The sequence below is a fragment of the Sporosarcina aquimarina genome (genome assembly GCF_033253705.1).
GTDB classification, from domain to species: Bacteria; Bacillota; Bacilli; order Bacillales_A; family Planococcaceae; genus Sporosarcina; species Sporosarcina aquimarina.
The window spans coordinates 356,660-370,308 of sequence record NZ_JAUBDH010000003.1; the positions used below are offsets into that span (position 1 = coordinate 356,660).

The window sequence follows — 13,649 nt, forward strand, 5'->3', positions numbered from 1 at the left end:
ACCGCATAGGTAAAATTCTTAATTAGCCTAGCTTTCATCACTTGAACAGATGGTGCAGCAGGCGGTCCCGGTCGGTGAAAAACTGTTCCATGATTGAATAGTGAGAGGTATCCTCCAATTCGACTTCCCGCATTCCATCGTTTTCCAGCTGGTAGATCAACGCTTCAGGATACGCCATCAGGATCGGCGAATGGGTGGAGATGATGAATTGCGACCCTTCAGTTACGAGCTCGTGGATCCTTGCAAGCATCGCGAGCTGCCGGACCGGCGACAGTGCCGCTTCCGGCTCGTCCAATATATACAGACCGTTCCCTTGAAAACGTTCGATGAATGCTGCAAAAAATGATTCTCCATGCGATTGCTCGTGAAGAGACTTGCCGCCGAATGAATCGATAATCCTCCGGCCGCCCAACGGTTCCGAATCCAGCTCTTCGATATGGGTAGCGACATTGTAAAACGTCTCCGCGCGGAAAAAGAACGAATCATCCGCTCGGTGAACGCCTTTGACAAGCCGGAGGTATTTGTCCAAATCGGAGTGAGAGTCATAGCTCGAAAAATTGAAATTCCGCGTGCCCCCTTCCGGATTGAACCCAAGACTGATTGCAATTGCTTCCAACAACGTGGATTTCCCCATCCCATTTTCGCCAATGATATACGTGACATTCGGGTGGAAAGCAAGCTCCTGCAAACCTTGGATGAATGGAAGATTGAGCGGATAGTTTTCATAGGACTTGATATGGTCTCTTTTCAGATAGAGGCTTCGTATGTATTGTGTATTATGGTTTAGCATGGACATTGATATAATCTTCTCCCTTCTCTTCGCCTATGCAACCCACAACTTAGAATCTATTCCAAGTAAGGTTTAAGTTGTATGATACACAGTGAAATACCCAGTTATTTTTCAATGACACCAATGACATAACCTTCGTACAGATTTTGTCTCTCATTTCCCCACTTCAGATTAAGACTAGACAGGACTTCAACGTTCTCAGCAGGAAACTCTCCTGACCTCGAACCGGAATTAATCATTTCCGTTTCAACTTTTTCTGGTTCCGGATCATAAACTACTTTGGTTTCTAAAACTTTACGGATTAACCGGTTCACGGGATCAATCTCCACAATCATCTGCAGCCGAACCTTGCCCTTTTCCGTCGGAAGCTCTCTGAACACCAGTCTCTCTTCCCCCTGACCTGCGGATTCACCATACGTGTATAGCAAATCACCTGTTTCTTTGTCAGTGATGTCAACGATGATGTGATTGTCCGTTGTTCTCTTCGTCAACTCCACATCCTTTTTCTGGTTTGGGATTTTCACATAAAGATCGTTTAGCGCCACTTGGTGTTCAGTCAAAGACGGTGGGTCCGTATAGTCGGATACTTCGCCCGGTCCTGAAGGAGCCTCTTTTTCAAATGTTCTTTCAGGATTCGGATTCTTTTCATGACGATTATCAATCACCAGAACGGAAATGAAGATGACTGCCGCTAGCAGCACTGCACCTATATAACTCTTTTTCAAGGATCTTCCACCTTTCCTTTATGAACTAGTCCGTACCATCTATGAACACAATACAGATTCTTCTTTAATCGATAAAGAGCTATTTTTATCCTTTGCGGACGAGGCTAACTATTTAAAACCTTCGCATTTCTCACTCTCTTCCTATACTAACACTTCTTTAAACAAAACTATTGACTTTCTATGGTAAAAGAATAAAATAACAATATACTTTAAACAAAGTACTTTCCGCAAAGTAACGAGTGGAGATAGAAGTTTATATTGAATCGGAGAGAGGAAAAACAGATGAAATTTACGCACTTTCTAAAAACAAGAGGTTCCATTGCTGCTATCGTTATGGGGGTATTCTATGCGATCGCCATGCTAGGAATCTTCTTACCGGGTTATACTGCAATTCCAGGAAACATTGATAAGTTACCGATTGCAATTGTTAATGATGATGCAGGTGACTACGGTGTAAAAATAGCTGAACAATTACAAGAAAACTTACCTTTTAAAGAAATCGAAACAGATATACAAAACAAACAAGCTCTTAAGGATCTAGAAAAAAATGATTTAGCCTTAGTTGTTCATATTCCAGAATCCTTCTCATGGGATATGCAAAATGGTGACATATCGTCGAGCATCGACTTTACAATCAATGATGCAGGAGCAACAGTCATTTCTTCTTCTATGAAATCCGTTGTTACAGAAATAAACAATCAGCTCAGTGAGCAGTTCTCTCAACAAACTGCACAAAGTGTATTAATGAACGTGAACGTTCCTGAAAAGCAAGCCGCTGAGTTAGCCGAAAAAATTGAAACGGCTTATGCAGGAAACGTTGTAACCATTAATAAAATACCTGATGGCATGCATAACAACATGCTTCCGATGTTCTTGACTATGGCGAGTTATATCGGAGCTATGATTGGATCCATGCAACTAGTAGAGGCCTTTAAAGAAAACCGTGGAAAAGCTAGCAGAACGCGTCTTTTCATCTTTTTACAATTGACGGCTCTTTTAATAGCCGTGTTATCTTCACTAGCGGCTACAGGAATCACCTATTTGGTAAACCAACCTGACGGAAGCTTGTTCTTAAGTATTGTCGGACATCAAACGCTCATTTACATGGCAAGTTTCAATTTCACAGCGATTCTGATTTTCTTACTCGGACCTGCGGGGATGATCCTCAATATCCCGTTAATCTTCGTCCAGACTTTAGCAAATGGAGCTGTAATCTCACTGGATATGATGTACGCACCCTATGAATGGGCAAGTCATGTTACACCTATGTATTACTCCGTACAAGGATATATAGCGGATCTATACGGAAGCATTAGTCCAAGTCCGTTTCTATGGTCACTCGCACTCATTGGCTTAGTAGCAATGGTCATTAATATAATTATCGTGGGAACCGTTCACAAATCTAAAACCTTTGACAAGTCTCAAACAAAATCTCAAATAGAAGAGATTACTAAAGTATTGTCTTAATCATGTTATAATAAGAATAATTATTCTTATTAAAGGGGCATTGCAAATGAGCATTCAAGTGTTTATATTAAGCAGACTAATGGTAGAAAAAACCTATCCTTATAAGCTTAAGAAGCAAATGACTGAACCCATTCCATTGGACGAGTTAGGTGGAATCACAGAGAGTAAACTATACTATCATTTCGATGCCTTAGCAAAAAAAGGGTTGATTGAACCTGTTGAAGTCATAAAGGAAGAGCATCGACCCGATAAACAAGTATTTGAAATTACAACTAAGGGTAAAGAAGAGCTCCCTAAAAAGATTTATCAGTTATTTAAATCCGCAAATGATATTAATGATATTGTGATTGGTTTAGCTAATCTCAAGTACGTAGATCCAGAAAAAGTAGTGGCTCTTTTAAATGCAAGATTGGCAGAATATAAAGCCCACTGGGATCGTATCATGAACTTTGAAAACACTTCAAAACGAGACAGAAAAAGTGAAAACCTCAATGAATTGCTAGTTGGTTATTTTACAACTAAATCTGATCATACGATTTATTGGCTAGAGGAAGCCATTATACAAATTGAACAGGGCAATCTATAAAAAAAGACTTTCCAGAATGTCAGGCAGAACTGATTTCTGTGAAAGTCTTTTTTGTTGGTAATGAGCGATATATGTACAAGAAATCTTCACATCTGTTCAAACGTTCATAATCATCTATTACACAGGCATCGGCTTTTAAATAGATTCCTCAATGAAACTCATCTCAACAAACAAAGACTGCCCCTTACTAAAAGGAAGGGGCAGTCTTTGTTCTATTTCTCTGTAACTTCGAATCCGTAGCGGATTGCTGGCATTGCAGATCCAGGATGATCTTCTCTATAGGTCAACTGCGGAATAAGCGTCATATCTGTTTCAATTTCTTGCTGCTGGTAGACTCCTGGATACATATCAATTACGTGATAGCCAGGTTCTCCTGTTGCAATGACTTTGTATTCCAACGTACCTTGGCTATTGAATGCACACATGTAACCGGTATACGCATTATCATAAGTTAAATAATAGGCGTTGTCATATTCCGTCCATCCTCCGCCTTTGATTGTTATGCTTATTTCTGTTCCAGCAGGACCTGAAGATGGTGAAATATTAACAATTGAAGGAGTAATTCGCAGGTAGGTCTGACCATAGATTTCATCTCCCACCTTCAAATCAATTCGATGAGGCAAACCGCCAAGATCATCAGGAATCGCAAATTCATACTCTGCATTTCCATCAGCATCTGATGAAATACTGTCCATTATAGAACTTTCCTCATCAAATCCGGAATCGGTTACCCTACTTCCTTTCATCGTGTTCCAAACGAGTTCTACTTCTTTGTTTTTCGGCAGATTGCTAGCTTTCATCGTTACTTTTTCACCAACAATCCCTTCTTCTTTATTCATCGTCACTTCTACATCTTTTTTGTTTTCCAAGTCAGGCATTTTAACGCCGCCACTTGCAGCTTTCGGTGTTTCTTCGACATACTTATCTGTTATCGGGGCCTCGTCTGTCACTTCAAATACGAAATCCGGTGCTGGCCATCCGCTGTGAGGTGACGATTCGTGATTAATGTAAGGACTGCCCAAGTAGCCTGATCGAAGACTAAGGAAGTGTTTACCTACATTTCCGGAAGCTCGGAAGACTGCTTTTGCCTTACCGTTCGTTGAAACCCCTGAAACCATCCCGGTATACTTATTATCATAAGTTAAGTTCCACATGGATTTGTACGTTTTCCAGCCTAATCCCTCGACTTCGAGAGTCACTTCAGTACCGACTGGTCCCGATTCGGGTTTTAGAGTAAAGCTCGGTCTTACAAAGAAACCTTTTTGTCCAATTTTTTTATCGTCACTAGTTACAAAAAGAGTATGATCTCCACCAAAACCCTCAGGTACTTTAAATGATCCTTCCCATTTCCCTTCCTCATTGCTCGTCCCTGATACTAAGGAAATTTCTTTTGATGTATACTCGGTTCCAATGAATTCATACAGGTTTTGTATAGTGTAAGTTCCTTCGACTTCTGTCCATTCCAATTGTACATCCGTATTGGCATCCAAATCATCTATTGTAAAGTGTACTTCTTCATTGATAGATGCTTCATTCACTGATAACTCGATGTTGTTTTTCAGCACCGGTTCTTTTTCAGTATTGTCTTCAGATGACTTATCTTCAGACTTGTTATTCGAACATGCCGCAAGAATGAACATTAAAAACAGCCCAATCATAGCAATCTCTTTTTTTATCGGCAAATTTTTCACTCTCCATTTGCAAAATACTATTCTTACACAAATCGGAAATATTTCCAGACTCGCAATATGCACTTAATTAGAATCGCATCTCTTATTATTCTGCAGATTCTTCTGTGTCAGCCGGATCCACAATAGTCAATAAAGAAGGTTCCACATCAAATGGTGCAAACTCCCCTTTTTTACCATTCATTTCAGCTGTAACCGAATAGTTAAGAATCCCTGTCGGGGTGTCGTCAGTAACTTTATATGCGACAGTCCAGAACTCAGGAACAGGATCCGTATCCCCGGATGGATGTTTTCCGTGGTGCATCTCTAAATCTTCACCTGTTGAAAGGTGGACAGTAACCTTAGCATCTTCACTGATTTGCTTATTGGTTTCAGGATCGACCGCATCCATTCTAAATACAATGTTATCCCCTGATTTAAAGCGGCTTTGCAAGACACAGCCATCACCTTCAGAAACAACATCACCAAAGACTTGTATAGTATTATTTTCAGACTGGGTATTCTCGCTGGCTTCATCCCCATTACTGCATGCACCGATTATCAAGCTTCCACTAAGTGCTAAACCCATGAACATCTTCTTGTAAAATCTCATCTCGTTCAGCTCCTTTTCTATTTGTCATAACTTTGTAACAATGTTACGCCTGTTACAAGTCTATTACAAATTATTCGCACAATATCTGTATGATTGTATTGCGCGAAGTTCTTAGTGGTTATTCATTTGAAAGACAGTAAAAATATATCTTTCATAGATACTTTGAATTGGTATTGTGATGATACTTGGCTGACAACAAGTAGTTTTTACAATGAGATCGCTTCACTTGAATTCATATATGGCTTGTCAATTTACTAAATTTCTGCAATAAAAGCGATGCATGCGTCATAATATATCTTGCTTATTCAACTGTTCATAAATACCTATAAAGGCTAGATTTTACTGCTTTTTATAAGATACTTAATTCTGATCTGAAACTCTCTGTGTAAACAATTACTGTCTTGACACATGTAGTTACATGACCGATACTTTGAATTAATGGACGGATGATTACGCGATTTCGTACATAACAATCTACATGAATAGGAGAGAGCTGGATGTATGGACGAAAAAAGTTAAAACTTGGAACGATGATCCACGGTGTCGGAGAGAAGATTTCGGATTGGCGTCATCCTGATATACCTTCAGATGCCAGTGTAAGTTATGATTTTTATAAACAACAGGCTCAAATATCGGAACGCGGAAAATTTGATTTCGTATTCATCGCAGACGCTTTATATATTAACGAAAAATCGAATCCTCATTATTTAAATCGTTTTGAGCCGATTACGATTCTTTCTGCACTAGCTTCGATAACATCGAACATCGGACTGGTCAGCACGTTATCAACCACTTATAGTGAACCCTTTACAGCAGCGCGACAGTTTGCTTCACTTGATATGTTAAGCGGAGGACGAGCGGGCTGGAATGTCGTGACATCCGGGTTGGAAAAGACCGCATTGAATTTCAGTAAAGAAATAAGTGATCATCCCAATCATGAAATGCGGTATCGAATGGCTGCCGAATTCGTAGATGTCATGAAAGGATTATGGAATTCTTGGGAAGAGGATGCTTTCATCCGCAACAAAGAAACCGGAGAGTTTTTCGATCCTCGTAAATTACATACATTGAATTATGAAGGTGAGTTCTTTTCTGTAAGAGGACCGTTGAATATTGGTCGTTCGCCTCAAGGCGAGCCGGTAATTTTTCAGGCGGGATCGTCAAGATCGGGAATTACGCTTTCAGCACAAAAAGCGGATGCAGTTTTCGCGATTATGTCGACGTTAGAGGAAGCGCAGCGATATTATGCTGAGATGAAAGAGCAAACAGCTGCATATGGTCGTAACCCTGATGACGTAATTGTTTTTCAAGGGATCAGTCCTATTATTGCGGATACTGAAGAAGAAGCCGAACGAAAATATGAAGAGCTTGCAAGTCTTGTGACGATTGAACAAGCACTCCCATTTTTAGGACGACTTTTTGAGCATCATGACTTTTCCCGATATCCATTAGATGAAGCTTTCCCTGTTCTCGGGAGCATTGGTGAAAATAGCTTCAGAAGTGATACAGACCGCATAAAATCTGAAGCTCGTATACAAAACTTAACCTTGCGCCAAGTGGCATTAAGAGAAGCCACACCCCGCACACCGTTTATGGGGACTCCAGAACAAGTTGCTAACCTTATTGAAGCATGGTACGAAAAGAAAGGAACAGATGGTTTTATGTTAATTGCCAACTTGCCCAGTGAATTAGAAGCATTTGTCGACAAAGTCGTCCCTCTCCTTCAACAGCGCGGAGTTTTTAGAAAAGAATACGAAGGGATTACTTTCCGGGAAAACTTAGGTTTACCTCATGTTACAAACAGGCATTCGCTAATCAGTCAGCCTTAAAACTAGTTATTTGCAGGCCACAAACTTACATGTTTGTACAAGAATTCGTGAATGTTCTTTAAAAGACATTGAATTTAATTCACTCCGTTAGGAGTCGAAAATATTTATCTCCATAGAAAAAAAGCTGTTCTATCGATAGATAGAACAGCCCCGCTTCACACATTAATACTTTGAATCTGACACTTCACCTTTAACAATGCTGATACCGGAACTTGCTCCAATACGTGTTGCTCCTGCTTCAACGAATGCATCGAAATCCTCACTGCTGCGCACTCCGCCAGACGCTTTCACACCAACATCCGGACCGACTGTCTTGCGCATTAACGCAACGTCTTCTACTTTAGCGCCGCCTGTCGAGAATCCAGTGGAAGTCTTGACGAAGTCAGCTCCCGCTTTCACAGAAAGCTCACATGCACGTACAATTTCTTCATCCGTCAATAGACAAGTCTCAATGATGACTTTTACTAATGTTCCATTAGCCGCTTCCACGACTGCACGAATATCCTTTTCTACCAATTCGTCATTCTTACCTTTTAATGCACCGATATTTACGACCATATCAATTTCTCCGGCACCATTAGTGATGGCATCTTGTGTTTCGAATGCTTTTACAGCAGATGTGCTCGCTCCAAGCGGGAATCCAATGACCGTACATACTAGAACCTCAGTTTCCTTCAGTTGTTCAGCAGCGTATGTGACCCATGTAGGATTTAGGCAAACGGATTTAAACTTGTACTCTTTTGCTTCTTCGATAAGTACTGTTACCATTTCCTTTGTTGCATCTGCTTTCAATAATGTGTGATCGATTAGTTGTGCTTTGTTCAATGGATCCATCCCCTTTAGTTAGTTTGTAATTTCGTCATGTACTAATGTGACAGGTCCTACTTCAGTTGCAGACAAGTCATATGCATGATAAATTTTTTCCTTTACTGCCTCGACATCTTCAGTATTACTGTGGATTGTTACTATAGATTCTCCGACTTTAACTGGATCACCAATCTTTTTATGCAAAACTAATCCGACAGCTAAATCGATTTCCGATTCTTTAGTAGCACGTCCCGCGCCTAAGAGCATCGCCGCTGTGCCGATTTCATCAGCAGTTATCGCTGATACGAAACCTGATTCTTTTGCTGGCACATCGATTTGGTATTGTGCTGTTGGCAATTTAGACAAATCGTCAATCACTGACGTATCCCCGCCTTGAGAACGCAAGAATAACTTAAACACTTCAAGCGCTTTCCCGTTTTGAATGACTTCTTCCAGCATCTTACGCGCTTCTTCTGTGGAGTCCGCTTTTCCAGCTAGGCGAACCATATGACTGCCTAGTGTTAAACAGAGCTCATGCAAATCTTCGGGTCCATTTCCTTGCAGCGTTTCAACTGCTTCTTTTACTTCAAGCGCGTTTCCAATTGCATATCCAAGCGGCTGATTCATATCCGAGATCACAGCCATCGTATGGCGGCCAATCTGATTACCGATTTGCACCATTTCCTCCGCTAACTCCCGTGCCATTGCTAAATCCTTCATGAACGCGCCAGTGCCGACTTTTACATCCAGCACGATTGCATCAGATCCAGCAGCGATTTTTTTACTCATGATAGAACTCGCAATCAGTGGAATCGAGCTAACGGTAGCTGTTACATCGCGTAAACTGTAAATTTTCTTATCGGCAGGTGTAATATTTCCGGATTGTCCAATAACTGCAATTTTGTTTGTGTTCACTAAGTCGAAGAATTCTTTATCCGTAATTTCGATATGAAAGCCAGGAACAGCTTCTAACTTATCCAGTGTTCCGCCCGTATGACCCAATCCTCGTCCTGACATTTTAGCCACAGGGATATCCAGTGCTGCAACTAGCGGAGCGAGTACAAGAGTTGTTGTATCGCCTACTCCTCCTGTGGAATGCTTATCTACTTTTACACCGTCAATAGCAGATAAATCCACCTGATCGCCCGATTCCACTATCGCCATCGTGAAGTCAGCTGTTTCTTCCACTGTCATTCCTTGGAAGTACACTGCCATCTGGAAAGCTGACATTTGATAATCGGGAATTGAACCTTCAGTATATCCGGTAATAACAAACTGAATTTCTTCTTTTGTTAAAGCATGTCCGTCACGTTTTTTCTCAATCATATCGACCATACGCATCGCATCCAACACTCCTAGTTAATATAGTTTGTACTCTGCTTCTTATAAAAACAGCCCAATGACAGTTGCTGATAGCACTGAAGCTAATGTAGAACCCAAAAGTAATTTCAACCCATTTCTCGCTACTTCGTCCCCTTGCTTAGGACTTAACGCCTTGACTGCTCCTGTAATAATTCCGATTGAACTAAAGTTTGCAAAACTTACAAGGAAAACAGAGATCATACCCGAAGCTTTAGCAGACAAGCCCGCTGAAATATCTGTGAAACTAATCATCGCAACAAATTCGTTTGTGACAAGTTTCGTCGCCATGATACTTCCCGCTTGAACACTATCTGCCCAAGGTACACCCATTATGAAAGCAATCGGTGCGAACAAATAGCCTAAAATAGTCTGGAATGAAACATTGAATACCAATTCAAAGAGGTAGTCAATCCCATTCATAAGCGCAATGAATCCAATTAGCATGGCAGCTACGATAATTGCGACTTTAAAGCCGTCCATTATACTTTCACTGATCATTTGGAAGAAAGATAATTTTTTCTGCGACTCGATTGCTAACGTATCTTCTTCCTCAGATAATTTATACGGATTAATAATACTTGCAACAATTAACGCAGAGAGTATATTTAGCGCAATTGCGATGACGACAAAACGAGGTTCGATAATTTCCATATACGCCCCGACAATCGCGACACTGACCGCACTCATTGCTGATGTGCAAAATGTATACAAACGCCTTTTAGAAATAGCATCCATTTGGTCTTTCACAGTCAAGAACACTTCAGACTGTCCGAGAACAGCAGAGGACACGGCTATGTAGTTTTCCATTTTTCCCATACCGTTTAACTTACTAAGCACGAGCCCTACGTATTTAATGATGAAAGGCAAAATCTTAAATTGATTCAGTATGCCGATTAACACAGATATGAAAACAATCGGCAGCAAAACATTCAAGAAAAATACAGAGCCTTTTTCATTTTCCAATCCGCCGAAAACAAAATCGACACCCGTTACGCCTAAGTCAACCAGCTTTGAAAATAACATGGAGAAGAAGCCAATCGAGACCACACCGAGTTTTGTATTCATCAATATAAAGGTTAAAATCAGCTGAGTTCCAAGCATGATGGCAATCGGTTTGTACTGTATCTTTTTACGATCCCTACTGCTTATAAAACCAACTATGAATACTAGAGCCAGTCCAGTTATGTAAAATACAATGTTCATCTTACTTCCTCCCTTACTTGGACATGATGGTTACGCTTACAAATTACGTTTATAACTAATAACCTTTCAAGAGGCCAGACATCCTACTTTCATTTCCATACTAACACATGTTGAGAACAAATGTGCAATGAGCATGAAATAGTGTTCATTCGCAATAAAAAAAGAATCGCACTTATTAATAAGTGGATTCATCATCATTATGATTAACGGTGAAGCAATAATTTTTGAGCTGTATATTGGTCCGTTATGAAAACATTCGCATATTGACCAAGAAGTGCGCCGTGGATTGCTTCTAGTTTACGATTTCCTCCTGCAACAAGGATTGACTTCTCTTTTTGCTTCAACTCTTCTAATTGAATGCCAATCGTTCTGTTTTTAATAGCAGATTCACATACTTCGCCAGTGCTTTTAAAAAAGCGGGAACAAATATCACCAACCGCTTCTTTATGAAGCAGCTCTTTTTCATCATTCGTTAAATAGCCTAACCGAAACAGCATAGAGTCAGTGTCTACTGTACCGACAGTAAACACAGCAATATTGGCTTGTTTTCCCAGTTCAATCAGCCGATGCATATAACGATCCGATTCAATAACCTCTTTGACTTCAGGACTGTCAACTAATACAGGAAGAGGTAAGTAGCGGGGAACGGTGTGGAAAGCCTCAGCAAATTTGTAAACCGTTTCTGAATCATAGGTATTCACGTCGGATAGACCTATGCCGCCTTTTAACTGAATGACTTCCACACCTTTTACGTCTTTCTTCCGCAATGCATTTGCCACCCGGTACATAGTTCTTCCCCAGGTGACACCAAGTACGTCACCATCCTTAACAACATCGTGTATATATTCTGCAGCCTTGTCACTCATTGCCTGCAGCATCACCTGATCATCTTCTTCTCCAGCATAAGCAATTTTCACTTCTTCAATTTGATATTTATGCTGCAAAGATTTCTCAAGTTCATTGTTATTACTAAAGGGATCGACAATCTCGATTTTCACGTATCCATGTTTTTTTGCTTGCTGCAGCAGTCTTGAAACAGTTGGTCTCGAAATCCCTAGCTTATCGGCAATGGCGAGCTGGGTGTAGTCGAACTGATAATACAGTTTGGCTACTTCTATAATGAGCCGCTTTTTGTCGATGTCCAATGCAAGTTCCTCCTTCAAATCATTAAGCAATCGCCTGCCTGATGGGTACATCCCACCGGTGTTCTAGTAGATTCAACTTTAATAGGCCGATTATATCACACCAGAAACTAAAACGATTATTCTTATCGGAGGATTCAAGATGGCATCCTATCTCATTTATCTCTTCGCCTTCGTTTTATTTAACAAATTCAGTCGATGTAGTTATTCACGCTATATCGAATGCCGTCTTCTCCAACGTATTGACGAGGAGCCGTTTTTTCCAATGTGTAGGTGAAGTTATTTTCACCGGGAACCGTGATTGTGTAAAAGTCTTTCTTCTTTTTAACAATATAGTTTTCATAATCTCCCTCTTGCAGCGTCATTTTAGCCAGCTTAGCTTGATAGTCTTCGGAAGCAGCGCTGATTTCCGATTCGCTCTGATCCGTCCCCATCAAAGACTCACCCATATAATTGTTTTGGATATGCATTGTTTTTCCATCGAAAGCAATGGAATAATTCGTCACTTCAAACGAATCTTGCTGTGTCATAAGGGTGCCTTTCCATGAATCGGTTACATCTTTAGCGAAAAGTCCAGAACTGAGCGAGTCCGGTTTGCCGATTAGAATTGTCACGATGACGGCGATTGAGACGAGCATCATCATCGAAATTAATGCTGGTTTCCATTGTAAACTGCGTCGTTTGGTTCGCATGTTTTTCCTTTGGAAGACCGATTGATGCATAGTTCCTTTTTGTTCTTGCGTCGGCTTGAACGGCTCACTAAGAGCTCCGAGTTTTTGAGTCAGTTCATCGTCGGTATAAGGTTTCATGTGACATGCCTCCTTTCTCGAGTTCTTTTTTGAATGCGTCCAGTGCGCGTTTTAGGCTCATCTTCACTTTGCCTTCCGTATTGCCAAGAATGGCGGCCGTATCTTTCGTTGAGAACCCCTGTATATGACGCAGCAAAATGACTTGCTACTGACTCTTCTTTAAGCGGCGTAGCGCTTCATAAAATTCGGACTCCTGCGCATTGAGTTCAGCCATCTCTTCGGAAGACGGGTGGCTGCTGAACAGGTGGAAGTCCTTATCGAAATAATGCGTCAGGGGATGCTTTTTCCTGTAGTAGTTCAACGTTGTCGTGTAAGCGATCCGGAAGATCCACGTCTTCACCGCGGCACGGCCATCGAACTGATGCGCTTTTTCCACAACTTTCACGAATGTTTCTTGTGTCAGCTCCTCTGCAGTATGCCGGTTCCGCACTTGCATGAGAATATAGCTGTAAACTGCACTGGCATGATCCTCAAACCATTGTTCTGCGGACATCATGTCACCTCTCTTCTATATACTTAGACACATATTTCAAAATTTGGTAACGCCGGTATAGATAATTATTTCATATGCTCTCGGAATCGGATAGTTCCAAACGTAAAAATGCCCCGATATTCCAGATTTTGAGTCCGGATTATCAGGGTATTTGAA

The 13,649-nt window shown here is 40.9% G+C and carries 14 protein-coding genes; 3 read left to right on the plus strand and 11 right to left on the minus strand.

Annotation, left to right across the window (positions count from 1 at the left end):
• Positions 1 to 37: 37 nt before the first annotated feature.
• Positions 38 to 790 carry an AAA family ATPase gene (locus tag QT716_RS07010; RefSeq protein ID WP_317935333.1) on the minus strand — a complete coding sequence of 251 codons (753 nt, stop codon included), beginning with the start codon at positions 788 to 790 and terminating at the stop codon, positions 38 to 40.
• Positions 791 to 894: 104 nt separating this feature from the next.
• Complete coding sequence (locus tag QT716_RS07015) at positions 895 to 1,515, minus strand: hypothetical protein (protein ID WP_317935334.1); 621 nt, start codon at positions 1,513 to 1,515, stop codon at positions 895 to 897.
• 282 nt (positions 1,516 to 1,797) lie between these two features.
• Between QT716_RS07015 and QT716_RS07020 the strand changes: the two genes are divergently transcribed.
• Positions 1,798 to 2,982 (plus strand): YhgE/Pip domain-containing protein, encoded by a 1,185-nt coding sequence (locus tag QT716_RS07020; RefSeq protein ID WP_317935335.1) that lies wholly within the window; start codon positions 1,798 to 1,800, stop codon positions 2,980 to 2,982.
• A 46-nt stretch (positions 2,983 to 3,028) separates the two neighbouring features.
• A complete protein-coding gene (locus QT716_RS07025; RefSeq protein WP_317935336.1) occupies positions 3,029 to 3,568 on the plus strand; it encodes a PadR family transcriptional regulator in 540 nt (179 codons plus the stop codon).
• A gap of 212 nt (positions 3,569 to 3,780) precedes the next feature.
• Here the strand turns inward: QT716_RS07025 and QT716_RS07030 are convergent, their stop codons facing one another.
• The gene (locus tag QT716_RS07030) at positions 3,781 to 5,250 is read right to left on the minus strand and encodes a hypothetical protein (protein WP_317935337.1); all 1,470 of its coding nucleotides are present in this window, start codon (positions 5,248 to 5,250) and stop codon (positions 3,781 to 3,783) included.
• A 94-nt stretch (positions 5,251 to 5,344) separates the two neighbouring features.
• Positions 5,345 to 5,848 carry a hypothetical protein gene (locus QT716_RS07035; protein ID WP_317935338.1) on the minus strand — a complete coding sequence of 168 codons (504 nt, stop codon included), beginning with the start codon at positions 5,846 to 5,848 and terminating at the stop codon, positions 5,345 to 5,347.
• Between the two features lie 497 nt (positions 5,849 to 6,345).
• Between QT716_RS07035 and QT716_RS07040 the strand changes: the two genes are divergently transcribed.
• A complete protein-coding gene (locus QT716_RS07040; RefSeq protein ID WP_317935339.1) occupies positions 6,346 to 7,677 on the plus strand; it encodes an LLM class flavin-dependent oxidoreductase in 1,332 nt (443 codons plus the stop codon).
• A gap of 162 nt (positions 7,678 to 7,839) precedes the next feature.
• On the opposite strand, the gene deoC is transcribed toward QT716_RS07040, so the two are convergent.
• The 7 genes from deoC to QT716_RS07070 all read right to left on the minus strand — a co-directional run bounded on the left by deoC (position 7,840) and on the right by QT716_RS07070 (position 13,496).
• Positions 7,840 to 8,502 carry a deoxyribose-phosphate aldolase gene (gene deoC / locus QT716_RS07045; protein WP_317935340.1) on the minus strand — a complete coding sequence of 221 codons (663 nt, stop codon included), beginning with the start codon at positions 8,500 to 8,502 and terminating at the stop codon, positions 7,840 to 7,842.
• A gap of 18 nt (positions 8,503 to 8,520) precedes the next feature.
• Entirely contained in the window at positions 8,521 to 9,825 is a 1,305-nt protein-coding gene (locus QT716_RS07050) for a pyrimidine-nucleoside phosphorylase (RefSeq protein WP_317935341.1), read from the minus strand.
• A 42-nt stretch (positions 9,826 to 9,867) separates the two neighbouring features.
• Complete coding sequence (locus QT716_RS07055; protein ID WP_317935342.1) at positions 9,868 to 11,049, minus strand: NupC/NupG family nucleoside CNT transporter; 1,182 nt, start codon at positions 11,047 to 11,049, stop codon at positions 9,868 to 9,870.
• A 203-nt stretch (positions 11,050 to 11,252) separates the two neighbouring features.
• Entirely contained in the window at positions 11,253 to 12,194 is a 942-nt protein-coding gene (locus QT716_RS07060) for a sugar-binding transcriptional regulator (protein ID WP_317935343.1), read from the minus strand.
• A 188-nt stretch (positions 12,195 to 12,382) separates the two neighbouring features.
• Entirely contained in the window at positions 12,383 to 13,000 is a 618-nt protein-coding gene (locus tag QT716_RS07065; RefSeq protein WP_317935344.1) for a hypothetical protein, read from the minus strand.
• A complete protein-coding gene (locus QT716_RS16265; RefSeq protein ID WP_398292705.1) occupies positions 12,978 to 13,136 on the minus strand; it encodes a sigma factor-like helix-turn-helix DNA-binding protein in 159 nt (52 codons plus the stop codon). The genes QT716_RS07065 and QT716_RS16265 overlap by 23 nt, the downstream gene beginning before the upstream one ends.
• A 9-nt stretch (positions 13,137 to 13,145) precedes the next feature.
• Positions 13,146 to 13,496, minus strand: coding sequence for an RNA polymerase sigma factor (locus QT716_RS07070; RefSeq protein ID WP_317935345.1), 351 nt, complete (start codon positions 13,494 to 13,496; stop codon positions 13,146 to 13,148).
• Positions 13,497 to 13,649 lie beyond the last annotated feature (153 nt).